Raw genomic sequence first — 26,687 nt, 5'->3', positions numbered from 1 at the left:
GGACGACTGATGTCGACACCGACGATCGATGAGGGCGCGCTCGCGGACGGGCATTGGCACGATTCTCCGCACAGCCGCAAAGGATTCTTCACCGACACCTCGATCTGCATCGGCTGCAAAGCCTGCGAAGTCGCGTGCAAAGAGTGGAACAACAACCCGCAGGACGGAACCTTCGAACTGCTGGGATCCTCGTACGACAACACGGGCAGCCTCGGGGCGAACACATGGCGGCACGTCGCGTTCATCGAACAGGACTCCGACAGGATCGAGAAGGCACGCGAATCCGGGCGCAAGCTCGTCAACCTCGGGATGCCGACGATCCGCCCGCGCACCGACGAATCTGCCGGAGCGCAGCCCCTCGACGGTGCCCTCGGCGCGGCAGCGGAGGGTCGCACGAGTGCCGGTCTGCCGACGACCCCCGAACTGGGCGTCGATCTGCTGGCACCCGGCGCGCTCGAGCCGACCGACCTGACCGGAGTCGACACGACACCGCCGGACACCGACGATTTCCGGTGGCTGATGTCCTCGGACGTGTGCAAGCACTGCACCCACGCCGGGTGCCTCGACGTGTGCCCGACCGGTGCGCTCTTCCGCACCGAATTCGATACCGTCGTCGTTCAGAACGACGTGTGCAACGGCTGCGGCACCTGCGTGGCCGGGTGCCCCTTCGGCGTCATCGAACGCCGCGACGACGGCACGATCAACACGCCCACCGACCGGGACGACCGCAAAGCCGCGGACATGGACGTGCCGGACAAGGGCACCGCGAACAAGTGCACGCTCTGCTACGACCGCCTCGTCGAGGGGCAGGAACCGGCCTGCGCGCAGACCTGCCCGACTCAGTCGATCAAATTCGGCGACCGCGAGGACATGGTCAGCCAGGCACACGAGCGTGTGGCCGAACTCCATGCGAAGGGACTGACCGAAGCGCGCCTGTACGGGGCGAACCCGAACGACGGGGTCGGCGGAACCGGGTCCGTGTTCCTCCTCCTCGACGAACCCGAGGTCTATGGTCTGCCGCCGGACCCGCGGGTGGCGACGAAGGACCTGCCGAAGATGTACGCCAACGCCGGGATCGCGGCGCTGGGCATGGTGGCCGCAGCCGGACTCGCGTTCCTCGGGAGCAAGCGTTGAGCACATCCGAATATGATTCCTACCGCCCACCCGAGCCCGAAGGCGGACGTCGGAAACGTCGCCGAGGTGGTCGCGGCGGACCGGGCGGCCGTGGCGGTGGCCGTGGTGGCGGATGGAAGAACCGCGGTGCCGATGGCAACCGTGAGATGCCGATGGTCGAAGACGTCGAGTTCAGCTCGTATTACGGGCGGTCGATCGTCAAGGCTCCGCCCTGGGGCGATGAGATCGGAACGTACCTCTTTCTCGGCGGGCTCGCCGGCGGTTCGTCTCTGCTGGGCTTCGGTGCGCAGCTGACCGATCGGCCCGGGCTGCGCATCGCCTCGCGGATGACTGCGATCGCGGCGACCGGCATCGGTGGGGCCGCGTTGGTGGCGGACCTCGGGCGGCCGGAGCGGTTCCTCAATATGATGCGCGTGGTCAAGGTGTCGTCGCCGATGAGTCTGGGCACGTGGATCCTTTCCGGCTTCGGCGTCGGATCGGGCGTGACCTTCGCGATCGAACTCGACCGGGTCACGGGCGAGCGTCTTCTGCCTCTGGGTCCTCTTCGCAAGGTCCTCCACGCGATGGAGACGCCGGCGGCAATCGAATCTGCGTTCTTCGCGACCCCACTGGCCGCATATACGGCCGTGCTTTTGGGCGCGACGGCCGTTCCCACGTGGAATGCTGCGGGTCGCAATGGTCTGCCGTACGTGTTCGTGTCCTCGGCTTCGATGGCCGCGGGTGGTGCCGTGATGGCATTGGCTCCGGTGGCAGAGACCGGACCGGCGCGACTGCTCGCGCTCGCTGGCACCGCCGGTGAGGTCCTTTCGATGCCAGCGATGAAGCAGCGCATGCATCCGGCCGAGGTGGACCCGATGGAGGACGGCGAACCCGGCCGCAAACTTCACCGAGCTGAGAAGCTGCTCATCGCCGGAGCTGTCGGTGCCGCCGCCGTCGAGGTGGGGGCGCGGGTGTTCGCGAAGAAGCTGGGTCGTGATTCTGGTGGTTCGGGTGGTTCTGCAGGTGCGATTGCAGACGCTGTCAGCAGCCTCGGTGGTTCAACTGGTGTCGGCAAGCGGAGTTGGAAGACTCGCGCCGTCCTGCGGGGACTGTCCGTGGTCTCCGGTGCGGCACTGGCAGCTGCATCTGCGTACACCCGCTTCGGCATGCTTGAGGCCGGCATCGAATCGGTGAAGGACCCGCGTCACGTGGTCGAACCGCAGCGCGCTCGCCTCGAGGAACGCCGTGCCCGCGGCATCACCGACGATTCGATCACGACCGGCCGCTAACGTTCTGGTCGGTAACGTTCCGGTCGGTGCCTCGCAAGCATCCCTCACTGTCGGGGCTCCGACTGGTGTTCCGCGAGCATCCCTCACCGCCGGCGCCACTGCCTACAGCTGGCCCCAGCGCCTACAGTCCGCTCGGCACCCCACACCGTTGGCTCGATATCACCCCGGTGCAACGGGGTGTTTTGCCGCTAACGGTGAGGGGTGCGGCACACTCTGGCCGGCCGGGCCATGATTCGGGCGACGAATCGACGCAGACCCTCGCATGCCTGCCACCTACTAGGCAATGAACCTTGCGAATCACAGTGTTTCGGGTAGCGTGAGAGACCTATGAAGAAGCTGCTCCAGGATCGTCAGTCCATCAGAGCCGGTGTGCTTGTGGCCCTGATGTTCCCACTGGTCTACTTCGCCATGCATCTGCTCGGCTGGGGCAGCGATTCATTCAACTGGTGGCAGACTCTGCTGGTCGGTCTCTTCACCGGAGTCTTCTTCTGGTTCTTCACGTCCAGCTTCCGCCAGTTCCGCGACGAGGACGTCACTCCGCGCAGTAACGGAAAATAGCCGCAGCAGAACGCGTGCAGCCTTCGCCGCACATGTGAGACCACCACTGCGTGTGAGACACCCACCGGCCGGCGGAATCACCGCACGTGCACGCCCGAACCCACGACGATCTCACCGATGACAGGATGGCCGGGCAGTTCACCGACGACGAGCAGTCCACCCGAAGTCTGTGCATCGGCCAGAAGCAGCAGATCGTCCTCGGTCACCGAATCATCGGCGGTGAGGTGCGGGCGCACCCAGTCGAGATTCCGTCGGGTCCCGCCGGAGACATAACCGGCGGCAACCGCTTCGTCGACACCGCCGAGGCGCGGCACCGCGGATGCGTCGATGACTGCTCCGACCCCGGAGGCGCGAGCCATCTTGAACAGGTGGCCGAGCAGCCCGAAACCGGTGACGTCGGTGGCGGCCTTCACTCCGGCTGCCAGTGCCGCCCGCGAGGCCTCGTCGTTGAGCGTGGTCATCGTGGCCACTGCCTCATCGATGCTGTCGCCGGTGGCTTTGTGCCGGTTGTTGAGGATGCCCACGCCGATCGGCTTGGTCAATGTCAGGGGAAGACCCGCCTCGGCGGCATCATTGCGCATGAGCTTACCCGGGTGGGCCACACCGGTCACGGCCATGCCGTACTTCGGTTCGGGATCGTCGATCGAATGCCCACCGGCGACGGGGCAGTTCGCTTGCGCCGCGACATCGAGACCGCCGCGCAGCACCTCGGTGAGCAACTCCATCGGCAGCTTCTCCCGCGGCCACCCGACGAGGTTGATCGCCGTGACCGGAGTCCCGCCCATCGCGTAGATGTCGGAGAGCGCATTGGCCGCCGCGATCCGTCCCCAGTCATAGGCATCGTCGACGACAGGGGTGAAGAAGTCCGCGGTCGAGAGCACCGCGAGGTCATCACGGACCCGCACCGCCGAGGCGTCATCACCGTCATCGAGGCCGACGAGGACGTCGGGACCGGACTGACCGACGAGACCGCGCACTGCGTCCTCGAGCTCACCCGGCGGGATCTTGCACGCACATCCTCCACCGTGGGCGAACGAGGTCAGACGGTCCTGCATCTCAGTCATAATGCGAGGCTAACACCGGCGGTCAAGAGGGTCGACGGGCGTCCACCCGTGCCCGTGCCGCGTGGACGGCGATGATTCCGCCGATGACGAGGAGTGCGCCGAGCAGTGCGATGAGCAGGACCGGCCCGCCGGTGCGTGGCAGATCGCCGTCGGACGATCCGCTGCCCGACGAATCCGCGTTCGCACCGCTCCCCGCCGAGGCGGTCGACGAGCCTTCGCTCGACGCTCCGGTGCCGGACCCGGCTCCGTCGGAATCGCCGCCGGACCCGGACCCGGATCGGTCGGAATCGCCGTCGGTCCCGTCCGCGGCACCGTCGGACGAGGAACCCCGATCGGCAGCGGCCGAAGACTCGGACGACGCTCCGTCGTCCGATCCTTCCGACGATCCGCCGTCGTTCGCTCCGCCGTCTTTCGCTTCGTCATCGTTGGGTCCGTCCGAGGAAGCCGCATCGCCGCCCGCCGAGGAAGCACCGTCAGATCCGCCGTCCTCATCACCGGTGTTGTCGTCCGAGCCCTCGGACGATCCGCTGCTGTCCTCGGACCCGTCGTCATCACCGGGGCCCGGAGGCGGCTCCTCCCCGGCCACTTCGACGGTGGCCTTCGCAGTCTTGCCGTTAACAGTGACCTCGACGGTCGCCGTACCGGGATTCTCGGCAGTGATCTGCCCCGTCGCCGGGTTGACGCGCACGACGTCGGAGGCCGCCTCGGGGGCACTGGATTCGGCCGCCTGGGCACTGACCTTCGCGCCCATCGCCTTCTGCATGGCCGCCTCGGCGCCGGAATCGACGACGACACCCTCACCGCCCCACTGAGCGGTGGCCGGCCAACCGACGGGCACGGTGCGCTCACCCTGTTTGAATGATGCAGCAACCTCCGCGGACTGGCCCGGGGCCAGCGAACCGGGGGCCTCAAGCGAGATCGAATCCACCCGCGGCTTCGTCTCCGCAGCCAACCAGCCGACCCGATCGGCCGTGGTCGGATTATCCCCGACATCACCGACTCCGGGATCGATTCCGAGCATCGTCCACCCGGTGAATCCGCCGGTCGCCGGGGTTCCGGCCGGATCCTTCCCGGAGTTGCCGTTGATCAGGTAGCTCACGCCTTCGACCGCGGAGCCGTGGAACGCACCCACATGCCCGTTGATCACGGCCGCGGACTTGCCGCTGTCCTTGCGGAACTCGCCGAGCTTCTTCTCCAACTCCTCGGCCTCCCGCCGGTCCGCGAGCTGGCTCGTCTTCGACGGCAGCGGATCCTGCGGCGGATGGTGGAAGAACACTGTGATGCCGGTGAGCTCATCACTCTCGGCCACCTCGTCGAGGGCGTCTTCGAGCATATTCAGCTGCGCATCATCGCTGCCGTTCAACGTTCCATCCGAGGAATTCAGGGTCACCATCTTCGTCCGACCCACGGTGCGCTCGCCCGTGGGGCTGCCGAACGCGGCCTCGAAGTTCTCGATCTCACCGCCCATGATCTCGTGATTGCCGGGGACATAGACGTACGGGATGGAGTCGTCCCACTCCTCGTCGATGATCGACTTCGCCAACTCGAAATCGGCCGGGGAGGCCTCATCGACGAGGTCGCCGTTGATGACGAGCAGATCCGGTTTCGCCGCGCGGATCTCCTTCAGCGTCCGCCTGGCACCTTCGACCGCAGCAGAGTCGGGATCCGTCGCGACGAACTGGGCATCGCTCATGACCGCGATGTTCTGCGGGCGGTCCTTGACGGTTCCGTTCGTCAGCAGCGCCGGATCATGCCGCGCCGAGGCGGCCGGATCGTCGGTCTCGGGAGTGGAGATCGCCCGCAGGTCGGAAATCGAGATATCGCCCGTGTACTTCTCGGCAGAGCGGGTCTCCATCATCCGGATCCGTTCGAGGGTGAGCGGCTGAGACAGCCCCTCGGGAACGGTGAAGCGGACCTTCTGCCACCCGTCGAAGGTGATGTGATCACCGTCGATGTTCGTCACCGTGCCGTCGGGAGTGCTCACCTGCAGCCTGGGCCAGGCCCCGGTGCCGTCGCCGCGGACCATCATCTCGAACGCCACCGTGTTGCCTTCCAGCTTCACAGGCTCCTTCGGAATGAGGTAATACCCGCGCGTCGCGGAGGAGGTGGAGAAGTCATACTTGAGATCGATGCTCGGTGTGCCCTCGGGACTCGGCTCCCCGGCCGCGAATGACCCGGTGGCCCGATCTTTGCCATCGGTGAACGCCGAGGTGTCGGAGAAGTCGAGGACCTCATTCGATTCGGTGCCGACGGTGACCGGGATGGTCGTCGTCACGTCCCCGACCGTGAGCTTCAGGTTCCCGGAGGTCGGTTCGCCGTCCCGAGAGTCCGCGCTCTTCGCCGCCGTGTCCGGATCGGCGGAGACGACGAGTTCGCCGAGGCTGTCGGTGTCGACCCTGAGCCCTTCATCGGCGTCGACCTCGATGTCGTCGGTTTCGATGAGCGATCGTCTGCCCTCGGAGTCGTACCCTGTCAGAGACACGGACTGCGAGTCCTCGGCGTCTTCGAGGTTGATCGTCCGCGCGCTCGGCCACAGTCCGACCGGTTCGCCGATGACGTCGAGTTCCTTCCGTGCCGTGTGGCCGCCGACCTCGAAGCTCACACGACCCTTGCCGGTGGACTCACCAGTCACGCGTGCGCTCGCCTCATCGGACTCGCCCAGCTTCACTCCGCCGTCGACGCTGAACGTCCCCGAGGCGGCCACCGGTTCGAGATTCGCCCCGAGCCCCGTGCCCTTCATCGTCCGGGACAGGCCCTTGAGCACCGTGGTCTGCTTGTCGAGTTCGGGTTCGATCTGCGCATCGGTGAGCTGCTCGGCCGGAGCATCGGAGTAGAAGACGAGGGCGTTGGCGACTGTGCGCTGCTCACCGTCGGACGGGTCGTTCTGCACCACTGGCGCATCCTTGCCGGCGGCGCGAGCGAGCATCGTCGTCGACCCGCCGCCGTCGAGGTTGACCGCGTTAAAGGCGCCGATGTCGGAGAAGAACTCGCCCATGTCCTCAAGGCTCATGCCGCCGGAGGATTCGCTGCGTCCGTCGATGGTGGTGACGAACAGCTCTGAACCGTCCTTGCTGATGCCCACAGCAGTGCGCGGATGGGCGGTGTCCTCGAGGTCACCGGCGGCGAGGTCGGGGACCGTGCCGTCGGTGAGGATCTGATGGCTGCCTGCAATCCCCATGTCGACGTCCTCGCTGGGACCGATCTCGACGTCGACCTCATCGCCGACCTCGAGTTCTGAGAGCGTCTTCGCCCCCGCGTCGCGACCGAGCAGTACCTGACCATCGGCGGGAATCTCGGGATCTCCTGCCTTCTCGACCATGCCGGAGGCCTCGGTGACTCTGCCGTCGACGACGGTGACGCGGGCGACCTCGGCGGCGATCTCATCGGGTCCGCCGACCGGACGGTCGAGCGTGTGATCGCCCCAGGCTTCGTTGTACACCCCGATCGAGTCGGGGGAGAGTTCCGGGTTGTTCAGTCCGCCGAGTTCCGTCTCCTGCCCGTCGTGGGACAGCGTGCCCGCGGCCGAGAGCATCGACACCGCGGCCTTCTTGTCTTCGAGAGTGAGCGCCGGTTTCGGCTCCTTCGAGCCGATGCGCATGCCCTCCTTCGACACCGAGGTGTAGATCGGCGCCCACGACTTGTTGATGTCGAAGAATGTTCCGTTGACGGCGGCGACCGCCTTCTTCCCGTCGGGGCCTCCGGCCATGATCTCGCTCGTCGTGCCGCCGCCGGCGACCTTGCCGGTATCGCGGACGTCCATCGACAGGGAATCCGTGGTGAGGTCCGCGGTGAGCACATTGCCGTTGTTCCAGCCGCCGTCCTCGAGGCGGGAGAAGTTCGTCAGCTCCAACCCCGGGGCCACGTGCTTGGTCTCCGCGGAGCGCAGCGCCGATCCGTCCTTGCCGAGGTCGTCATCACTCGGCGGTGCGGCATAGGCCGGCGCCGAGGCGGGCCCCGGCTGACCGGGAAGCGTTCCCACGGGCGCGACGAGGGCGGCGAGGACAGCCAACGTGGTGAGGATCGCGGGGACGAATGCGGGGGAGCGGCGTGCTCCTAACGAAGAGAATCGGGTGGATGACCAGGCAGGATGGAGTGAGGAGGGCATGATGACCTTCGAGCGATGATGGCTGGGAACCTTGTCACCTTAGGCCGCCCATGGAGAAGCCTGAGCGAATGCTGAGTGAACTCGGTCGGAAGATCAGGACCGCACCGCTGCACACCTGGCACCGGCCCACTGTACGGGAGTCCAGTTGTCTGCTTCGGTCACCGCACCATCGTCATTCGCTTCCGCGATAGGATCGGCGTGGAGGCGTCCGTGTCCTGGTGGGCGCCCTGGTCTTCAAAACCAGTGAGACCGAGCATCTCGGTCTGGCGGGTTCGATTCCCGTCCGCCTCCGCCAGACATCGTCCGCGCCGACGCCGATCGTCACGGTCAGCGGTGCCGAGAACCGTGGGGAGACTTCGGCTCGCGCACCCGTGCCGGCACATCCAAGGAGGCCAGATGGTCGCAACCGACCCGCGTCGCAACATTCCGCGCACGGACCGCCTCCTCGCCGATCCGGAGGTCATCGCTGCAGGTGAGCACCTCAACCAGGCGACCATCAAGGCGATCATCGCCGAGGTGCAGACTGCGGCTCGCACCGGTGAGATCCCGGTCGCCGAGGTGGCCCCCACCATCATCTCCAAGCTCGGTTCCCGTGCGGCCTCCTCCCTGACCCCGGTGCTCAACGCCACCGGCATCCTCGTCCACACGAACCTCGGCCGAGCACCACTCTCACCCGCGGCAGCACAAGCCGTCACCGAGGCGGCCGGCTACGTCGACGTCGAAATGGACCTAGTCTCGGGCCGTCGCAGCAAACGCGGCACCCGGGCGAAGGCGGCACTTCTGCAGGCTTGCCCCGCCGCCGAGGACGCCCTCGTCGTCAACAACGGAGCCGCCGCCCTGTTGCTCGCAGTCACGGCACTGCGCAACCGGGGGACAGGGGCAGGATCCGGTGCAAAGAGAGACACCGCGCCGAACCCCGTGCACTCACCGTCGACAGCGCGGTCAGACGCCAGCCCCGGCGAGATCATCATCAGCCGCGGCGAACTCATCGAGATCGGCGCAGGATTCCGGCTCACCGACCTCATGACCACCACCGGAGCACGGCTGCGCGAAGTCGGAACAACGAACCGCACCCACCTCGCCGACTACGCCGACGCCATCGGCGAGGACACATCGTGCCTGCTCAAGGTGCACACAAGCAATTTCCGCGTCGAAGGCTTCACCTCCTCGGTCGAGGTCGCCGAGCTGCGCACACTCGCCGATGAGCACGAGCTGCCGCTCATCGTCGACCTCGGCTCCGGACTCTTCACCCCCGATCCCGCCCTGCCCGACGAGCCCGACATCGACACCGCCCTGCGCGCCGGGGCCGACCTCGTCATCGTCTCCGGCGACAAACTCCTCGGCGGCCCCCAAGCCGGACTCATCCTCGGCCGGACCGAGGCCGTGCAGAGGGTCGCCAAGCACCCCCTGGCCCGGGCGCTGCGCACCGACAAACTCACCCTCGCCGCCCTCGAAGCGACGATCACCCACACCTCCAATCCCATCCACGACGCCCTCCACATCGACCTCGACCGGCTGCGCGAACGCACCGCAACCCTCGCCGAGGCGGTCGGCGCCGCCATCGTGGCCCACGACGGTCGGGTCGGCGGCGGGGGAGCGCCCGGAGTGCCGCTGCCCGGCTGGGCGGTCGAACTGCCCGAGGGCTGCGCACCGGCGCTGCGCACCGGCGATCCCGCGATCGTCACCCGAGTCCACCAGGGACGATGCCTCGTCGACCTCCGCTGCGTGCCCGAAACCGATGACGACCGCCTCGCCGCCGCCGTCACCGCGGTGCTCGGCCGCCTCGGTGACGGTGCCTGAGGAGACCCACCATGCCAGACCCCACTGACACGACCCGACCCACTGACACGACCTCACCGAAGATGCCCACCGCCGGCACCTTCGTCATCGCCACCGCCGGGCACGTCGACCACGGAAAGTCGACCCTCGTGAACGCCCTGACCGGGATGGAACCCGACCGGTGGGCCGAGGAGAAGAAGCGCGGACTGACCATCGACCTCGGCTTCGCCTGGACGACCCTGCCCTCAGGACGGGAGCTCGCCTTCGTCGACGTGCCCGGGCATGAGAAGTTCCTCGCGAACATGCTCGCCGGACTCGGCCCCGCTCCCATCGCCTGCTTCGTCATCGCCGCCGACAAGGGCTGGCAGGCCCAGTCGAGTGACCACCGCGACGCGATCGCGGCCCTCGGCATCACTCGCGGTCTCGTCGTCATCACCCGCGCCGACCTCGCCCCGAACACGATCGAGTCGACGAAAGCCCAGGTCAGCGCCCAATTGCGCGGCACGCCTTTGGCGGACGCGCCCATCGTCACGGTCTCCGCGACGACCGGTCAGGGGCTGCCCGAACTCATCGACGTCCTCGACCAGCTCACGGCCACCGCCGAGGACCCGACCACCTCGGCGCGGGTGCGACTGTGGATCGACCGCGCGTTCACGATCAAGGGCGCCGGCACCGTCGTCACGGGCACGCTCACCGCCGGGACCCTGCGCACCGGCGAAAGCGTCGACCTGCACGGCGAGACGATCGACCGGTCCGTGACCATCCGCGGTCTCCAATCCCGCAACGCCTCCGTCGCCGAGGTGACCCCGCAGGCCCGCGTGGCCGTGAACCTGCGCGACGTCCCCGCCGAGGACCTCCATCGCGGCGACGTCCTGCTCACTCCCGACGCCTGGCCGGTCGTGACGATCGGCGATGTGCGCCGCACGATGGGCGAGGACCTCGACTCCGGGGTCCACGAACTCATGGCGCACATCGGCACGGCCGCCGTGCCCGTGCATCTGCGCGCCTTCGACGCCGACCACGCCCGGATCACCCTCGAGCGGCCCCTGCCGCTGCAGGTCGGCGACCGCATCGTGCTCCGCGCGCCCGGAAGCCGCAACGTCTATGCCGGACTGCTTGTCCTCGACGTCGACCCGCCCGAGCTCAACCGTCGTGGTGCCGGCGTGAGACGGGGCCGCGAGCTGGCTGAACGTCCGGATGAGGGCGATATCCTCGCCGAGGTGGCCCGCCGTGGAGCCGTCGAACGCTCCGTCCTCACCCGGTTCGGTCTGCCGGTGCCGGGAGAGGCTGAGGTGACTGCCGGTGACGGAGCTGAGGCAGCCGCCGGTGCTGACGCCGGGGCTGCCGCGCTGCCTGCGGACATCGAGTCCGTCGGTGAGTGGCTTGTCCACGGCCCCGCGCTGACCGCGTGGGTCGAGACAGCGAAATCCCTGGTCACCCGCGAACTCGCGGCCAAACCGATGGCGCCGGGAGTCCCCGTCAAGGCCATAGCCGAGGCGCTGCGCCGGACCGGCACGGGGAACGGGCGAACGACTCTGCCCCTGCCCGATGCGTCTGCCGCAGCGACTCGCACGCTGCTGGGTGCGGTCATTTCACGTGCCGGTCTCGAATCGGTCGACGGCATGGTCCGCCCACCCGGCCACGCGGCCGACCTCGGTGCGGCCGAACCCGGAATCGCCGAACTCGAACGGCGCCTGGCCGCCTCACCGTTCGCTGCACCCGAGGCCGATGACCTCCGTGAACTCGGGCTCGGAGCGCGGGAGCTCGCGGTCGCCGAAAAAGCTGGAAGGGTGCTGCGCCTCGGCGACGGGATCGTCGTCTCACCGCACACGCCGGCGCAGGCGATGCGGATCCTCGCCGGACTCGACCAGCCGTTCACGACGAGCCAGGCCAGACAAGCACTGGAGACGACGAGGCGGACCGTCATCCCCCTACTCGAGCACCTCGACTCGCGCGGATGGACCCGACGGATCGACACCACGCATCGCGAAGTCGCTCGCTGATCGAGCAAAGATTGTATTACAATCAATCGTGAAGTGATCAATCGCGCCCGTCTCGGGCGACGATCGCCACGACTTATGAGGAGCTGCATTCAATGTCGAACTACCGCGTCCAGAACCCCGCCACCGGAGAGATCGTCGAGACCTTCACAGAGGCCACCGACGCCGAGATCGAAACCACCGTCTCCGCCGCCCACACCACGTACCTGACCTGGAAGGACACCGATATCCAGGAACGTGCGGGCATCGTCCGGCGCGCCGCGGAGATCTTCCATGAGCGCAAGGACGAACTCGCGAAGACGATCTCGACCGAGATGGGCAAGTCCTATGCCGAATCCGTCGACGAGGTCGAATTCGCCGCCGACATCATCGAGTACTACGGCGTGCACGGCCCCACCCTCGCCACGGACTACCAGATTCCGTCGACGATCCCCGGCACCGCGCGCATCGAGGCCCTGCCGATCGGTGCCCTGCTCGGTGTCATGCCGTGGAACTTCCCCTACTACCAGGTCGCCCGCTTCGCCGCACCGAACCTCGTGCTCGGCAATACGATCATGCTCAAGCATGCCGACATCTGCGGACGCTCGGCCCTGCTCATCGAAGAGATCTTCCGCGCCGCCGGAGTGCCCGAGGGCGGATACTCCCACCTGTTCGCCAACCATGATCAGATCGCTGCCATCATCGCCGACCCGCGCGTCCAAGGCGTGTCCCTGACCGGATCCGAACGGGCCGGAGCGATCATCGGCGCGCAGGCAGGGCAGAACCTCAAGAAGGCAGTGCTCGAACTCGGCGGCATCGACCCGATGGTCGTCCTCGATGCCGACGATGTCGCCGCTGTGGCTCGCGAGGCGTGGGAGTTCCGCACCTACAACGCCGGCCAGGTGTGCAACTCGAACAAACGCCTCATCGTCATGGACGACATCTACGACGAGTTCGTCGCCGAGCTCGTGAAGCTGGGCACAGGGCTGAAGCCGGGCGACCCCGCGAAACTGGGCGAGGGAGAATACGTGCCGCTGTCGACCCGCGCCGCGGCCGAGACGGTTGACGCGCAGGTGCAGAAGGCCGTGTCCGAGGGTGCACGGGTGCTGGTCGGCGGGGAGCTCGGCGAAGGACGGGCCGCCTATTATTCGCCGACCGTGCTCGTCGACGTGCCCCGGGACTCCGAGTCCTACGAGGAGGAGATCTTCGGACCCGTAGCCACCGTGTTCAAGGTGTCCAGCGACGAGGAGGCTCTCGAGCTCGCCAATGACTGTGCCCTCGGGCTGGGCGGGTCGGTGTTCTCCACCGATGAGGCCCGCGCCGACCGGGTGGCCTCTCGCCTCGAAGTCGGTATGACGCATGTGAACACCATCGCCGCCGAGGCTGCGGAGATTCCCTTCGGTGGAGTGAAGCGCTCGGGCTTCGGCCGTGAGATGGGCCCGATCGGGATGGGCGAGTTCGTCAACAAGCGCCTCCACTTCGTCGCGAAGTAGGGGCCTGCTTACTCATGGAGTAGGACTCAGCGTCGTCGCGTCGTCGAACTCAGCCGAGTGCGGCGGCGATGAGGGGGTGCCGGGGGATGGCAGCGACTTCTCCCGGACTCTTGACCTTCAGTCGGGGTGAACGTCGATGATGGGTCCATGGAGTCCACGCGCGAACCCGAAGCCACCGGAACCGCCGATGTCACCGGAGGCCAGCAGTCGACGAGCCGGTCGCTGCAGACGATCGGTGACTTCGCTCGCGCCGTCGGGCTCAGCGCCAGCGCTCTGCGCGAGTACGGCAGCAGCGGACTTCTGAGACCCGCACACGTCGAGGACCGGACCGGCTACCGCTACTACGGACTCGACCAGCAGCAACGGGCGATCTGGATCCGACGACTGCGCGATGCAGGATTCCGGCTGCGCACGATCGGCACCATCCTCGACAGCGAACCGGCGACCGCCGGAGCCCTGCTCGACGACTGGCTCGCGGAAGCGGTCGGCCGAGCCGATTCCGCCGCGGCGCTGGTCGACGACCTCAAAGCGGTGCTCCGATCCCGGTCCGAGACGCCGCGGGTCAGCCGCGCCCGAGTCGACTCCGCCGTGCTCGCCGCTGCGGTGCGCCAATTGGCACGGCCGAAGGACACCGACACAGCCGATCCGCCCCTCGACGACCTGTGCGTGGAGATCAGGACCGATGCTCTCACCCTGGCCGTGACCGACGGCTTCATGCTCATGGCGCGCATGCGCATCCCCGCCCAGGTCGACGCTCCGTCGGCTGCAGACGGGGCGCCCGGGCCGGTCGGCGCGTCGACGGTCGTCACCGCCTCGGCGCTCATTTCGCCATTGATCCAGAGCACCGAGGTGGCCTTCACGATCGCTGTCACCGGCGGATCCGTCGACCGCCCCGAACAGGTGCACGTTTCGCTGGAGGACTCCGACGGGGAGTCGACGACCCTGACACAGCCCGACCGCGGCTTCCCCGATATCGGCCGCACTGTGGAGGCGGCTGTCGCTCGCCGGCGAGGCAGAAGCCGATTTCGGCGCAACGAGATCTTGCGGCTCGTCGACGAGACTGCGGGCCGGTCGCCGGGCACCGGGGTGTTCCTTCCGGGAGAATCGGAGAGGTTCGAACTCTCCGTCGCCTCACTGACTGCCATCGCCGAGGCGGCCGTCGGCGACGAACTGATCTGCGACTGGGGCGGCGACGCCGATCCCCTCGTGTGGCGGGCTCCCAGCCAACCCGACTTCGTGGCCCTCGTCATGCCGCGCCGGGTCTGAGCCCCGCGCCATGGGGATCTCAGGCAGGGGCCGAGCCCCGCTGCCGAAGGGATTCACCACGTGGGTGTTCACCTCGGTCGTCACCGAACTCGGCACCGGAGTCCTCGGATTCGCCCTGACGTGGGTCGCCTCCGGCCACGGACCGCACCTCGCCGCCTGGGTATTCACACTCACCGTCCTGCCGTCGGTGCTGTTGGGACTGCTCGGCGGGGCGGTCGCCGACCGGTTCGGGCCGCGCCGGGTGATGCTCGCGTGCACACTCGCCTTCATGGTCATCGGCTCAGGGCTCGCGCTCGCCGTGACAGCCTGGTCGACCCCGCCGCCGGTCCTGCTGACGGCCGCCGTGCTCATCGGGGCGGTGGCCGCGTTCTACCGACCCGCCGTCGGAGTCTTCCCACGACTCTTCGTCTCCGAGGGCTCGTTGGGCAGAGCCATGGCCCGATCGGGCATGGCCGCGCAGCTGGCACGCACCATCGCTCCGCCGCTGGGCGGAATCCTCATCGGAATCATCAGCCTCTCCGGGGTGGCCCTGCTCGATGTGCTCGGGTGCCTGATCATGCTCCTCACACTGCTCGCGATCCGACCGCCTCGGCGCGTGGAGCACCTGCCCAATCCGGTCAGCATGCGCGGAATCGTCGACGGGGTGCGAGCTGCCCGGACGACACCGGGAGTCCCGGCCCTGCTGACGGGGGTGTCCATCGTGGCCGGCGCCGTGATCCCGGCGGTCCTCCTCGGCATTCCCCTGGCCGCCCGCGAACGCGGATGGACCGCCGCCGAGGCGGGACTCATCGAATCCGGATGGATCGCCGGGGGTCTGCTGATGAGCGCCGTCTTCGCCTGGCGCGGCATCGCGGATCGGGTGTCGATCCCGATGGTCCTCGGACCGTGCATCGTGGCCGCAGGACTCCTCGGTCTGGCTGTGTCGACCGATTGGAGGGCGGCCTGTGCAGCGACCGTCGTCGTCGGTGTCGGAGTCGTGGTCTTCACCGCGCACGTCTTCCCAGCCTACGTCCTGCTGGCTCCGGCAGCTAAGGTGTCGAGATTCCAGAGTCTGCTCATCGTCGTCCAACAAGCCCCGCAGGTCGTGGTCAACCCGCTCATCGGCCTCGTCGCCGGACTCTTCGGAACGGGTGCGATGATCACGGCCGCGAGCCTCATCGCCGTGGCCGCCTCGTTCGCCATCGGGCGGGACCGCACGCTGCGGACCTTCAGATCCGAGTCCGACTGATCCGAGTCCGACTGATCCGAATTCGACGGATCCGGGTTCACGTGTTGTTGAAACCGTGTTGAGACACCTGTGGCGTGATGTTGAAACGGAATTTGTTGAGGACGCCCAACAGGTCCGACAGGCTGAAAGGCGTGAGCGAAAAGGCAGGATCGCTTGCGTGATCGATGCCGGTATGCGATCGCTTCCCCACTCAGCTGGTCTCGCGTTTTCGACCACAGCATCAGCCCACACAGACGAAGAGGAAGCAGATGACACTCGTACGCAAGTTCACGCTGACGGCACTGTCCGTCGCAGTCGCGGCCGGTGGTGTATCCATGGCGACGACCGCCTCGGCCGCACCCACAACGGCCCCCGTCTCCAAGGAAGCCGCACCATTCACCAGCAAGGCGCTCGACGGCGGCAAGGTGCCCAGCACTCAGGACGCCACTCAGCTCACGCAGGAGCAGATCGACAACGCTCGGACGATCATCGCCGTCGGCAAGGGAGCAGAACTGTCGACCCAGGCGCAGAAGATCGCGGTGATGACCGCACTGCAGGAGTCGAGCCTCTACAACCTCGACGGAGGAGACCGAGACTCCGCCGGCCTGTTCCAGCAGCGTCCCTCCATGGGCTGGGGAACCCTCGCCCAGGTGACCAATCCGGTCTACGCCTCGAAGTCGTTCTACGGCGTCAACCCCGAGGGCACGAACCTCGGCCTCATCCAGATCGCGGGCTGGGAGACGATGGTACCGGGAGCCGCCGCCCAAGCGGTGCAGGGCTCCGCCTTCCCCGCCGAGTACGACAAGTGGGAACCGCTGGCGACCGAGCTCGTCAACGGAAACCAGGACGTCGCCCCGATCAGCTGAGACGCGGGCCATCCGCAACGCACCCGAAAACACTCCGTCCGAAATCACCCTTTCCGAAATCACACTGTCGACGTCGCAGATGCACACACGAGAATGATCAGGAGAAATGATGAAGATTTCGCGCACACTCACGACCACTGTCCTCACCGCAGGAATCCTCGCCGGCGGCACCACGCTGGCCACCGCACCCGCACAAGCCGAATCGGCACCTGCACAGGCCGCGGGCACCGAAACGCAGGGCACACAGAAGCAGACCGCCGGGACGCAGGCAGATGACCGTCGCGATGAGATCATCAGCCGCGCTCAGACCTGGGTCGACCAGGGCGTTCCCTACAACTGGGACGCCACCCACCCGGATCCGCAGGGCAAGCAGTACCGGATGGACTGCTCGGGCTTCGTCTCCATGGCATGGGGCCTCGATGAAAGCCTGAACACGGTGACACTGCCCAATGTCGCCCACGAGATCGACAAAGATGAACTGAAGCCCGGCGACGTCCTCATGAAGGGCGGCCCCGGAACCGAAGGCGCCAACGGCCATGTGGTGATCTTCAACGGCTGGGCCAATGACGACAAGACCGCCTACCACGCCCTTGAGGAGAATGGTTCGCTCGGCACGGTGGCCCACGAGGTCTCCTACCCGTACGACCAGGACGACAGCTTCGTCCCGTACCGCCTGAACGGTCTGTGATCTGAAAGGCTCATGATCAGATCCCTCTGAACAAGTCCGTGATCCGGCACTGATCCGCCGGCACTGATCGGGCAGTGATCCGCCGGCAGTGCTGCGCGCACCGGAGCACATCGTCGCCGCGTCCCCTATCAGGGACGCGGCGACGATGCGTGTGTTGAGGAGGTCACGTCGGAGCGACTGAGTCTTCGCTGGCCCACGCCTGCGAACAGCCCGACGAGACGTTCGAGACCCGGGTCACTGCCTGGTGAGAGCGCCGCTGGTGGCCGCGGAGCGTTCAGCGGACTCTGATGACATGCACACCGAACCGTGACGATTCGTTGCGACGAGACGAAGTCACCTCAAAGGCTCTCTTCATTGAACAGGGCCGGTCGGTCCGTCAGTGTGGTGTGGGGCGATTCCACGGCACCTTCTGCACTGGTGTTCCTGTGCCGATCACAGACCAAATGCCGCAGAACACAACACGTGTGCCGCGCACCAGGAGTCGCCGACCGGGCCGCGTGCCCGATCGACGAAGAAAGTGAGAACAGATGAAACGTGCGCGCACACTTGCGGTGACTGCACTGTCCGCAGCCGTCCTCGCGGGAGGAGTCTCCCTGGCAACGGCGACCTCGGCCTCGGCCGACCCGATCTCCGGAGGCGTCTCGCAGGAGGACACAGGAGCCTCGGACGGCGGCGAATCCGACGCCGGCTCGACCGGAGGGATCGACGACCCGGGCGAGCTGAGCGACGAGCAGGTCGACAATGCGCGCACCATCATCGGCGTCGGCAAGGGCGCGGACCTGTCGAAGCAGGCGCAGACGATCGCCGTGATGACCGCACTGCAGGAATCGAGCCTCAACGACCTCGACGGCGGAGACCGTGATTCCGCCGGTGCCTTCCAGCAGCGTCCCTCGATGAACTGGGGATCGGCCGAGGAAGTCACCGACACCGTGTACGCATCGAAAGCCTTCTACGGCGTCGACTCCGGAACCGACAACCCGGGACTGACCCAGATCGACAACTGGGAGAGCATCGACCCCGGTGACGCAGCACAGGAAGTGCAGCGCTCCGGCTATCCCGACGCCTACGACAAGTGGGAGCCGCTGGCAGAGAAGCTCGTCGACGAGAACCAGGACGTCGACTCCATCGACTGATGACCGCGGGTCCGAGAGTCCTGTCCACTCGGCATCAGGCTATGGATTCGTCCACAACCCCGAGATAGAATGTACCTACAGTAGTGACATTTCGGGAGGTGGAAGATGACCACGATGTCGAGTCGGGAATTCAACCGGGACGTATCGGCGGCCAAACGTGCGGCCAAACACGGACCGGTCACCATCACCGAACATGGTCGCCGCGCGCATGTTCTGCTGACTGCCGATGAGTACGATCAACTCAGCGGCAGATCGGACCTCGTCGGAGATGCCCTCGTCATCCACGACGATGATCCGGACCTCGATCTGCCTCATCGTTCTCAGCGATCGCTGCGAGTGCCCGAACTGTGAGGTATCTGCTCGACACCAATATCGTCAGTGACGCTCGCCGCGGCGAGCGGACTCCCGTCGGATCCTGGATCGCCGCGCAGAGGATCGACGATCTGGCCATCAGCGCCATCACGGTCCTCGAACTCGACGTCGGCGTCCGACGGGACGCCCACGCTGGATCCGTCCTTCGACAGTGGTTCGACGAACAGGTCTCTGAGGTCTTCGACAGAAGAATTCTTGCCGTCGATGCCGAAGTGGCTGTGCAGGCGTCGCGATTGCACGTCCCTGACCCGATGCCCGACATGGACAGTCTGATCGCAGGGACCGCACTCGCGCACTCTCTGACGCTGGTGACGAGGAACATCGCCGACTTCGCGAATACCGGAGTCAGGCTGTTCAATCCTTGGGAGGATTGACCTCCTTCGCCGTCACGCCGCCAATGCACCGGCAGCGAGCCGGCGAACCACCTCGGTGAGGTGATGGAGACCCGAGACCAGATCCTCGTCCTTCGTGAATTCCTCCAGGCTGTGCGAGACCCCGTCGACGCTGGGGATGAAGAGCATGACGGTGGGCACCTCGTCCTTCATATTCGTCGAATCATGCCCGGCCACGGTCATCACCCGCGCCGAGGTGAGTCCCAAGTCGTCCGCGACCGTGCGTGCCAGCTCGACCCCGGCCTCGGAGTAGGGGTTCTGATCCCAACTGTGTTCGGCGACGACCTCGATGCCGACCCGATCGTCCTCGCTGACCTGGGCGATCGTGGACATGAGCTTGTCATGGGCGGCGGCGATCACCTCGGCGCTGGGCGAGCGCAGGTCGAGCAGCAGGCTGACCTCACTGGCGACGACGACCGGGGAATTCGGGTACACGGTGAGCTGACCGCATGCGGTGTGCAGCGCCCCTGGCTCGAAATCATCGACGAGCTCACGGGCGGCCACGACGAGCCGCGCCGCCCCGAGCAGAGCATCCTGACGGTCCGACATGAGCGTCGATCCGCTGTGCGCCTGCGCCCCGGTGACCTTGAACTCGTATTTATGAGCCGCCCATGTGGCGTTGACGAGGCCGATCGTCACCCCGTCCTCCTCCATGCTGCGGCCCTGCTGAACATGGATCTCCGCATAGGAGGCGATCTCAGGAGCTGTGAAGTCCCCGCGCTCGCCGAGTGCATCGAGCGCCTCGGCGACGGTGACACCTGCGGCATCACGGGTGGTCAGAGCCGCTTCGAGCTCGGCCTTGCCGGTGAAGACGTTGCTGCCCATCATCGAAGGCTTGAACCGGGAGCCCTCCTCATTGAACCAGTTGACGACGGCGAGGTTGAACTTCGCCCGCGCCGGATCCGCCCGCAGCTCATCGGCGACGGCGAAGCACGCGTGTGCCGAGGACATCACCCCGTACGCGCCGTCGAAACGGCCGGCCGTGGGCTGGGAATCCATATGCGAACCCGTGAGCACATAGGGGGCGCCGGGCACGAGCTCGAGCAGCCCGAACTGATTGCCGATGGCATCCCGGTGGACGCTGAAACCGTGCTTGACGAGCAGGTCCTCGAACCATTTCCGCTGCTGCCCATCGGCCTCGCTCGCCGCCTGCCGGTCGACGCCGTTCGTGCCCTCGACGGCACCGAAACGCGAATGCACGGACCAATCGGCGAGGAACTCTGCCTCACGATCGGTGCTGATCAGGGAGGGTGAAGAAACAGTCATGGGGAATCCTTTCGAGATGCAGAGATGTCTGTCAGGCGATTTCGTCGGCGGCCGGCGGCGTGGTGGCGGGGTCGATGAGCACGTGGATGAGGGCGGGCCCGTCTGCTGCCAGGGCGCGATCGAGCGCGGGCCCGAACGCCTCGGTCGTCTCGACGCGCTCACCGTGCCCGGTCAGCCCGGCCACAGAAGGATCGGCCCCCGCCGAGGCGGCCCCGGAGCTGCTCGTATCGAATGCCGACATCCACGTCGCGAAGTTCGGGTTGACCATCCGCGTGCCCGATGGGCGACCCGGATAGTGGTTCTCCTGGTGGGACACGATCGTGCCGTACACGCCGTTGTCGACGACGATGATGAGCGGCTTGGAACCGTGCGCGAAGGCCGTGGCGACCTCCTGCCCGTTCATGAGGAAGTCCCCGTCGCCGCAGATCGCGACGGCACATCGGTCCGGGTACGCCAGGGACGCGGCCACCGCACCGGGCACGGCGAGGCCCATGGCTCCGTTGCGGGCTCCGACGAGGCTGGCCGGAGTGTTGTGCCGGATGAAACGGTGACCCCAGATCGTGGCGTTGCCGGCCCCGTAGGTCAGAATCGCCTCCCCGCCGAGGCGGTCGTCGAGGATCCCGAAGGCCACTCCGAGGTCGACCCCGTGCGGGGTCGCACCGTGTGACCCCGAATCGGCGGGCGCCGTCTGGGCGTCGGGTCGATGAGCTGCGAACCGGGCCTGTGCCGCCGCGCGTTCGTCCATCCAGTCATCGGTCCGTGAGCCGCGGGAAGCGGCGGCATCGAGACGGGTCAGTGCTGCGGTGAACGATTGCGGCCCAGCGAGTATCTGCTGGTCGATGCGCCCGGCGTGCTGTGTGGCTTCGGGGTCGAGGGAGACGAGCACGGTCTCGGCGTCGAAGCCGATCGTGTACCCGTCGCTTGCCACATCCGAACGGGTGCAGCCGACGAAGATCAGCAGGTCCGCCTCGGCGAAACCGGTCGCCACGGCATCGGCGCGACCATAGCCGAGCCACCCGGCCCACGCCGGGGAGCTGTGCGGCAGCGCATCGTAGGCGCGCCAATCGCAGAAGACCGGAACCCCCGCCGCGGTGGCGAAGCGAGCGAGATCCGCACCGCAGCCCGACTGCCAGCCGTCACCGCCGAGGACGAACGCCGGACGCTCGGCAGCGGCGATGCGGGCGGTCAGCGATTCGAGCTCTGCGTTCGCCGGGATCGGGGGAGCCGCCTCGGGGAGGGTCGGGGTGGGGGATTCGGTGAGCCGGACGAGCACATCCTCGGGCAGGCCGACGACGACGGGACCGGGACGGCCCGACGCGGCGATGCGCAGGGCATCGGCGGTGAGGTCTCCGGCGCGGTGCTCGTCATCGATGGTGATGACGCGCTTCGCGGTCGAGGAGAACCACTCGGGCAGGCTGAACTCCTGGAAGGAGTCCCGCGACCGATCGGTGAGCGGGACGAGGCCGACGAAGAGGACGAGCGCGGTCGCGTCCTGCCAGGCGGTGTGGACGGCGATCATCGCATTCGCGGCACCCGGACCGCGGGTGACCATGGCGATGCCGGGACGCCCGGTCAGCCGGGATTCGGCCAGGGCCATGAACCCGGCCCCGCCCTCCTGACGGCAGACCACTGTGTCGACGGAGGAGTCATAGAGGCCGTCGAGGACGTCGAGGTAGGACTCGCCGGGGACGGCATAGACGCGTTCGGTCCCCGCGTTCTCCAAGGTGTCGACGATGAGATGACCGGCGGAACGCGCCATGGTGGAGGTGTCCTTTCGAATCAGTGCTTGAAGCCGGGCAGGTCGACGCTCATGCGGGGTGCGACGTAGCCGGCGAAGGCGGTGAAGAGGGAGAGGAAGACGAGCATCGCGGCGGCCGGCCACCAGTGGTCGCCGGCGGAGGCGACGAAGCTCGTGGCCAGCAGCGGGATGAAGCCGGAGAGCATGCCTGCGGCGTTCTGCGCCATGCCCACACCTGTGTAGCGGGTGGTGGCGGGGAAGAGTCCGGTGAGCACCGTGCCCGATGCCGCGTAGGGCAGGGACAGGGTGGACACGGCCAGGGTCATGGCGATGACAACGAGGACCGGGTTGCCGGACTCGAACATGAAGAACGCGGGAACCGCGACGATCGCCGAGGCGACTCCGCCCCAGAGGATGACCTTCGAGGCGCCGTACTTCGTTCCCAGAGCGCCGCCCCAGATGAGGGCACCGATTTCGACGGCGGCGGCGACCATGCTGCCGAGCAGGAGGAGGGAATCGTCGTAGCCGAGGACGTTGACGCCGTACCAGACGCAGAACGCGGTGACGAGGTAGAAGCCGCCGACGCCGAGCAGAGCCGCGGCCATGCCGATGATGATCTGCTTCCACGAGTCGCGGAAGGTCGTGCGGATGGGGCTCTTCTCGACTTCACCGGACTCTTCGAGCTGGCGGAAGACCGGGGACTCCTCGAGGCGGGAGCGCAGGTAGACGGCGACGACGAGCAGCGGCAGGGCGATGAGGAACGGGATCCTCCAGCCGAAGGAGTTGAAGTTCTCCTGCGAGAACACGAGCGTCATGATGAAGAACCCGCCGGAGGAGAGGATCGTGCCGATGGGCGAACCGATCTGCGGGATCGCCGCGTACCGGGCCCGCAGGTGCAGAGGGGCGTTCTCGACGACGAGCGTCATCGCGCCCGACCATTCGCCGCCGACGAAGAGGCCTTGGAGGATGCGCAGGAGGACGAGCAGGGCAGGGGCGGCGAAGCCGATCGCCGCATAGGTCGGCAGAAGGCCGATGAGACCGGTGACGACGCCGATGCCGATGATCGTGATGAGCAGGACCTTCCGGCGGCCGATCTTGTCGCCCATGCGGCCGAAGATCAGACCGCCGATGGGGCGCGCGGCCAGGCCGACACCGAAGGTGGCGAAGGAGGCCATGGCGGCGGCGGTGGCGTTTTCGCTGGTGAAGTACTGGACGTTGAAGACCAGGGCAGCCGCGGCCGAGAAGAGGAAGAAGTCGTACCACTCGAGGGCGGTGCCGATGAGGGCGCCGGCGGCGACCTTGTTCGCGTCCTTGATGCTCAATTCCGTTGTGGCATTGAGCTCGGCGGACGCCGTGATGTTCTGCTCGCTCATGGTTCTCTCCGTCGAGTAGTGGGATCGGGGCCGGGCCGGCCGCATCCAGTTGCAGGTAGTGCACCGGTCGTTGTGATCGACCGGCAGGTTTCGACCTTACAGAGTGTCACATGTTCTTTTCCAGGCGCATTTGTCGCCGAAAATCTGACTGCGCTTGTGCACATGCACATACTCTTGGGTGTGTGATGGATGAGCATGACGGATTTGCGGGTACACGACAGCTGCGGGACAGACCGGAACCCGGAGACGAGCGGCGCTGGCTCGAACTCCTCGATGCCCTCGACCTCGACGAGCTGACCGAGAGATTCATGACCCGCGTGGTCACGGTCTCCGGCTACGATCCCGCCCCGATCCCGGTCTCGGAGCTGCGCCGGACCGGGCGGCTGTCGTTCTCCACCCTCATCGAGGGGCTGCGAGCCGGCGGCTTCGACGGGCCGGTCGCCGTCTCGACGGAGGTCGGGGTCTCCCGGGCACGTGCCGGCATTCCGCTGGAGGCGCTGATGACAGCGATTCGTCACGACTTCAACGTGCTGTGGGAGGTGCTCACCCGGGTGGCGAGCCAGGATGATGCGGAACTCGTCATCCGCCACACCGGCATCGTCCTCTCCACCGTCGACGAATACGTCTCCCAGGTCCAACAGGCCTACACGGCTGAGCTCGCACGGATGCGGGCCGAGGAGTTCTCGGTGCACGCCGGCCTCATCGCCAGCCTCTTCGACGATCCGGACCCGACCGGCGAACGTCTGTCGACGATCGCGGCGGGCCTCGGCCTCGACGTGGATTCCCCGCTGCTCGTCATCGCCGCCACCGGGGACGATGTCCGAGCGCTGCGCGTCCTCATCTCCGATCATGCCCGCGCAGGCGGGACCATGTTCACGCACCACCTCGGCGAGGTTCTCATCGCGTTCACGGTCGCCCCCGAGTCTCCCGGCGAGCTCACCCGCAGAGTCGCCGAGGCGCGGGTCGGATATGTGCGTGCCGAGAGCATCGGGGCTCTGCGCCGTTCGGCGCTGACGGCACGAGACCTCGCCGACGTCATCGGCCCTGATGAGACGTCCGCGATGACGTGGCGACGTGGGTGGGCGAGGTTGGCTGCCCGGTCGCTCAACGCGGCGGGCAACCCGATCCTCGCCGATGTCGAATCGGCGCTTGCCCACTGCGGGCCGGTCGAGCGGGAGCGTCTCATCGAGGCGGTGCGGGTCTACCTCGCCTCGGGAAGCATCGGTGACTCGGCGGCAGCTCTGTTCTGCCACCGCAACACCGTGGCCAACCGGCTGCGCCGTTTCGCCGAACTCACCGGAGTCGACCCGATGATCCCCGCCGAGGCGGCCCGCCTCGTCGTCGGATGGGCGTGAGCTGGGGCGCGGCGGTGTCGCAGCAGAGGCGCATCAACTGGTTCAAAGTGCGGACGCCCCGATCAGATTCACCGCGCCCGCACTTTGAACCCGCTGGTCTGCAATCATGCGCAGCTCCGGCGCCCAGTCACCGTCCCGGTATTCGGTACTTCGCGTCCGAACTCTAGGCGAGCCGGGCGCGCTGTCGTAATGTGTTTCCGTAATGCGCCGACTGCCGCCATCGCGGCACGACCCGAGCCGCCGCCGTGGCCGGTCCTGATCGAAGGAGATCACATGTCATCCGAGGTGAGCCCATCCGTGGGCGGAGCGACCCCCGCCGATTCGGCAATGGAGAAGCGGACCCTGCGCAAGGTGCTCGTCCGCCTCATTCCGTTCATCATCGCGATGTACTTCATCAACTACCTCGACCGCACGAACCTCGGCATCGCCGGCCCCGGCGGAATGAACGAAGACCTCGCGATGACCGCGACCCAGTTCGGCTTCGCAGCGGGCATCTTCTTCTTCGGCTACCTCATCCTCGAGGTGCCCTCGAACCTCGCCCTGCACAAGTTCGGTGCCCGCATCTGGCTCGCCCGCATCCTCATCAGCTGGGGCATCGTCGCCGCCGCCATGGCCTTCGTGCCCAACCACGGCTGGCTCTACGTGCTGCGGTTCGTCCTCGGTGTCGCCGAGGCGGGATTCTTCCCCGGCGTCATCCTCTACCTCACCTACTGGTTCCCGACCTCGATGCGCGCCCGGGCAACCGCCCTGTTCATGCTCGCGATCCCGCTCTCCAGCGTCATCGGCACGCCTCTGTCCTCGTGGCTGATCTCCAGCGGCAACGCGATCTTTGAGAACTTCGCCGGCTGGCGGTTCATGTTCATCATCGAAGGCGTGCCGGCCGTTCTGCTGGGCATCATGTGCCTCTTCTACCTCACCGACCACCCGCGCGACGCGAAATGGCTGAGCGCCGAAGAGCGCAACTGGCTGCAGGCGACGATGGACGCCGAGGAGAAGGGCAAAGCAGAGACCTTCCACTACCCGGTCCGCCGCTCCCTGCTGCAGCCGCGCGTGTGGGCGTTGTCCTTCGTCTACTTCGGCATGGTCTACGGCCTCTACGCGATGAGCTTCTTCCTACCGACGATCATCTCCGGTTTCCAGGAGACCTTCGGCGTCGAGTACTCGATCGTCCAGATCGGCTTCATCACCGCCATCCCCTATATCTTCGGCGCGCTGGCCATGTACTTCTGGTCCCGTCACGGCGACCGCAGCGGCGAGCGGGTATGGCACGTGGCCCTCCCGCTGTTCGTCGGCGGCGTGGCGATCCCGATCGCGCTCTATCTGTCCTCCCCGTTCACGACGATGATCGCCGTCACGATCACCTGCATGGCGATCTGCGCGGCCCTGCCGACGTTCTGGCCGCTGCCGCAGACCTTCCTCGCCGGTGCCGGAGCCGCCGCCGGGCTCGCACTCATCAACTCCTTGGGCAACTCGGCCGGGTTCTTCGCCCCCTACATCACGGGCTGGCTCGCCGACCTCACCGGCACCCAGAACGCGGGCATGTGGGTCGTCGGAGCCGCGATGGTGGCCGCCGGAATCGTCACCCTCATCCTCAAGGCGGCCCCGGCACCCGATAGTGTGAAAACCACGCCGAACTGAGGAGACTTCTTGT

The 26,687-nt window shown here is 67.0% G+C and carries 20 protein-coding genes and 1 tRNA gene; 16 read left to right on the top strand and 5 right to left on the bottom strand.

Features of this window, described 5'->3' with window-relative positions; genetic code table 11:
- Nucleotides 1-9: 9 nt before the first annotated feature.
- The 3 genes from L1F31_RS18325 (at nt 10) to L1F31_RS18315 (ending at nt 2,960) form a co-directional block, all read left to right on the top strand.
- Nucleotides 10-1,134, top strand: a complete 1,125-nt coding sequence (locus L1F31_RS18325) for a 4Fe-4S dicluster domain-containing protein (RefSeq protein ID WP_265418649.1) — start codon at nt 10-12, stop codon at nt 1,132-1,134.
- The gene (gene nrfD, locus L1F31_RS18320; RefSeq protein ID WP_265418648.1) at nt 1,131-2,402 is read left to right on the top strand and encodes an NrfD/PsrC family molybdoenzyme membrane anchor subunit; all 1,272 of its coding nucleotides are present in this window, start codon (nt 1,131-1,133) and stop codon (nt 2,400-2,402) included. Before L1F31_RS18325 ends, nrfD begins: the two co-directional genes overlap by 4 nt.
- A gap of 327 nt (nt 2,403-2,729) precedes the next feature.
- Nucleotides 2,730-2,960, top strand: coding sequence for a hypothetical protein (locus L1F31_RS18315; RefSeq protein WP_265418647.1), 231 nt, complete (start codon nt 2,730-2,732; stop codon nt 2,958-2,960).
- Nucleotides 2,961-3,037: 77 nt separating this feature from the next.
- On the opposite strand, the gene selD is transcribed toward L1F31_RS18315, so the two are convergent.
- On the bottom strand, nt 3,038-4,024 hold the full coding sequence (gene selD / locus L1F31_RS18310; RefSeq protein ID WP_265418646.1) for a selenide, water dikinase SelD: 987 nt from the start codon (nt 4,022-4,024) through the stop codon (nt 3,038-3,040).
- A 22-nt stretch (nt 4,025-4,046) separates the two neighbouring features.
- Complete coding sequence (locus L1F31_RS18305) at nt 4,047-8,129, bottom strand: phosphodiester glycosidase family protein (RefSeq protein ID WP_265418645.1); 4,083 nt, start codon at nt 8,127-8,129, stop codon at nt 4,047-4,049.
- A gap of 200 nt (nt 8,130-8,329) precedes the next feature.
- On the opposite strand from L1F31_RS18305, the gene L1F31_RS18300 reads away from it, so the two are divergent.
- The 11 genes from L1F31_RS18300 (at nt 8,330) to L1F31_RS18250 (ending at nt 19,286) form a co-directional block, all read left to right on the top strand.
- Nucleotides 8,330-8,424, top strand: a tRNA-Sec gene (locus L1F31_RS18300).
- A gap of 101 nt (nt 8,425-8,525) precedes the next feature.
- Nucleotides 8,526-9,929, top strand: coding sequence for an L-seryl-tRNA(Sec) selenium transferase (gene selA, locus L1F31_RS18295; protein ID WP_265418643.1), 1,404 nt, complete (start codon nt 8,526-8,528; stop codon nt 9,927-9,929).
- A 62-nt stretch (nt 9,930-9,991) separates the two neighbouring features.
- Nucleotides 9,992-11,911 (top strand): selenocysteine-specific translation elongation factor, encoded by a 1,920-nt coding sequence (selB, locus tag L1F31_RS18290; protein ID WP_265420470.1) that lies wholly within the window; start codon nt 9,992-9,994, stop codon nt 11,909-11,911.
- A 92-nt stretch (nt 11,912-12,003) separates the two neighbouring features.
- Nucleotides 12,004-13,380, top strand: coding sequence for an NAD-dependent succinate-semialdehyde dehydrogenase (locus tag L1F31_RS18285; RefSeq protein ID WP_265418642.1), 1,377 nt, complete (start codon nt 12,004-12,006; stop codon nt 13,378-13,380).
- A gap of 147 nt (nt 13,381-13,527) precedes the next feature.
- A complete protein-coding gene (locus L1F31_RS18280; protein WP_265418641.1) occupies nt 13,528-14,646 on the top strand; it encodes a MerR family transcriptional regulator in 1,119 nt (372 codons plus the stop codon).
- A 10-nt stretch (nt 14,647-14,656) separates the two neighbouring features.
- Nucleotides 14,657-15,874, top strand: coding sequence for an MFS transporter (locus L1F31_RS18275; RefSeq protein ID WP_265418640.1), 1,218 nt, complete (start codon nt 14,657-14,659; stop codon nt 15,872-15,874).
- Nucleotides 15,875-16,122: 248 nt separating this feature from the next.
- Complete coding sequence (locus L1F31_RS18270; RefSeq protein ID WP_265418639.1) at nt 16,123-16,719, top strand: hypothetical protein; 597 nt, start codon at nt 16,123-16,125, stop codon at nt 16,717-16,719.
- A 106-nt stretch (nt 16,720-16,825) separates the two neighbouring features.
- Complete coding sequence (locus L1F31_RS18265; protein ID WP_265418638.1) at nt 16,826-17,407, top strand: NlpC/P60 family protein; 582 nt, start codon at nt 16,826-16,828, stop codon at nt 17,405-17,407.
- A 527-nt stretch (nt 17,408-17,934) separates the two neighbouring features.
- A complete protein-coding gene (locus L1F31_RS18260) occupies nt 17,935-18,540 on the top strand; it encodes a hypothetical protein (protein WP_265418637.1) in 606 nt (201 codons plus the stop codon).
- Between the two features lie 105 nt (nt 18,541-18,645).
- Nucleotides 18,646-18,891 (top strand): type II toxin-antitoxin system prevent-host-death family antitoxin, encoded by a 246-nt coding sequence (locus L1F31_RS18255; RefSeq protein WP_265418636.1) that lies wholly within the window; start codon nt 18,646-18,648, stop codon nt 18,889-18,891.
- A complete protein-coding gene (locus L1F31_RS18250) occupies nt 18,888-19,286 on the top strand; it encodes a type II toxin-antitoxin system VapC family toxin (RefSeq protein ID WP_265418635.1) in 399 nt (132 codons plus the stop codon). The genes L1F31_RS18255 and L1F31_RS18250 overlap by 4 nt, the downstream gene beginning before the upstream one ends.
- A gap of 12 nt (nt 19,287-19,298) precedes the next feature.
- On the opposite strand, the gene L1F31_RS18245 is transcribed toward L1F31_RS18250, so the two are convergent.
- Genes L1F31_RS18245 through L1F31_RS18235 form a run of 3 tightly spaced genes read right to left on the bottom strand, consistent with a single transcriptional unit; the run spans nt 19,299 to nt 23,681 of the window.
- The gene (locus L1F31_RS18245) at nt 19,299-20,570 is read right to left on the bottom strand and encodes a M20 family metallo-hydrolase (RefSeq protein WP_265418634.1); all 1,272 of its coding nucleotides are present in this window, start codon (nt 20,568-20,570) and stop codon (nt 19,299-19,301) included.
- A gap of 31 nt (nt 20,571-20,601) precedes the next feature.
- Nucleotides 20,602-22,329: a thiamine pyrophosphate-binding protein gene (locus tag L1F31_RS18240; RefSeq protein WP_265418633.1), complete on the bottom strand. Its 1,728-nt coding sequence runs from the start codon at nt 22,327-22,329 to the stop codon at nt 20,602-20,604.
- Between the two features lie 20 nt (nt 22,330-22,349).
- Entirely contained in the window at nt 22,350-23,681 is a 1,332-nt protein-coding gene (locus tag L1F31_RS18235; RefSeq protein WP_265418632.1) for an MFS transporter, read from the bottom strand.
- A gap of 185 nt (nt 23,682-23,866) precedes the next feature.
- On the opposite strand from L1F31_RS18235, the gene L1F31_RS18230 reads away from it, so the two are divergent.
- Entirely contained in the window at nt 23,867-25,036 is a 1,170-nt protein-coding gene (locus L1F31_RS18230; protein WP_265418631.1) for a PucR family transcriptional regulator, read from the top strand.
- A gap of 273 nt (nt 25,037-25,309) precedes the next feature.
- On the top strand, nt 25,310-26,674 hold the full coding sequence (locus L1F31_RS18225; protein WP_265418630.1) for an MFS transporter: 1,365 nt from the start codon (nt 25,310-25,312) through the stop codon (nt 26,672-26,674).
- Nucleotides 26,675-26,687: the final 13 nt, after the last annotated feature.

This window comes from Brevibacterium spongiae (assembly GCF_026168515.1).
Lineage (GTDB): Bacteria > Actinomycetota > Actinomycetes > Actinomycetales > Brevibacteriaceae > Brevibacterium > Brevibacterium spongiae.
This window is presented reverse-complemented; position numbering and strand designations above follow the sequence as displayed.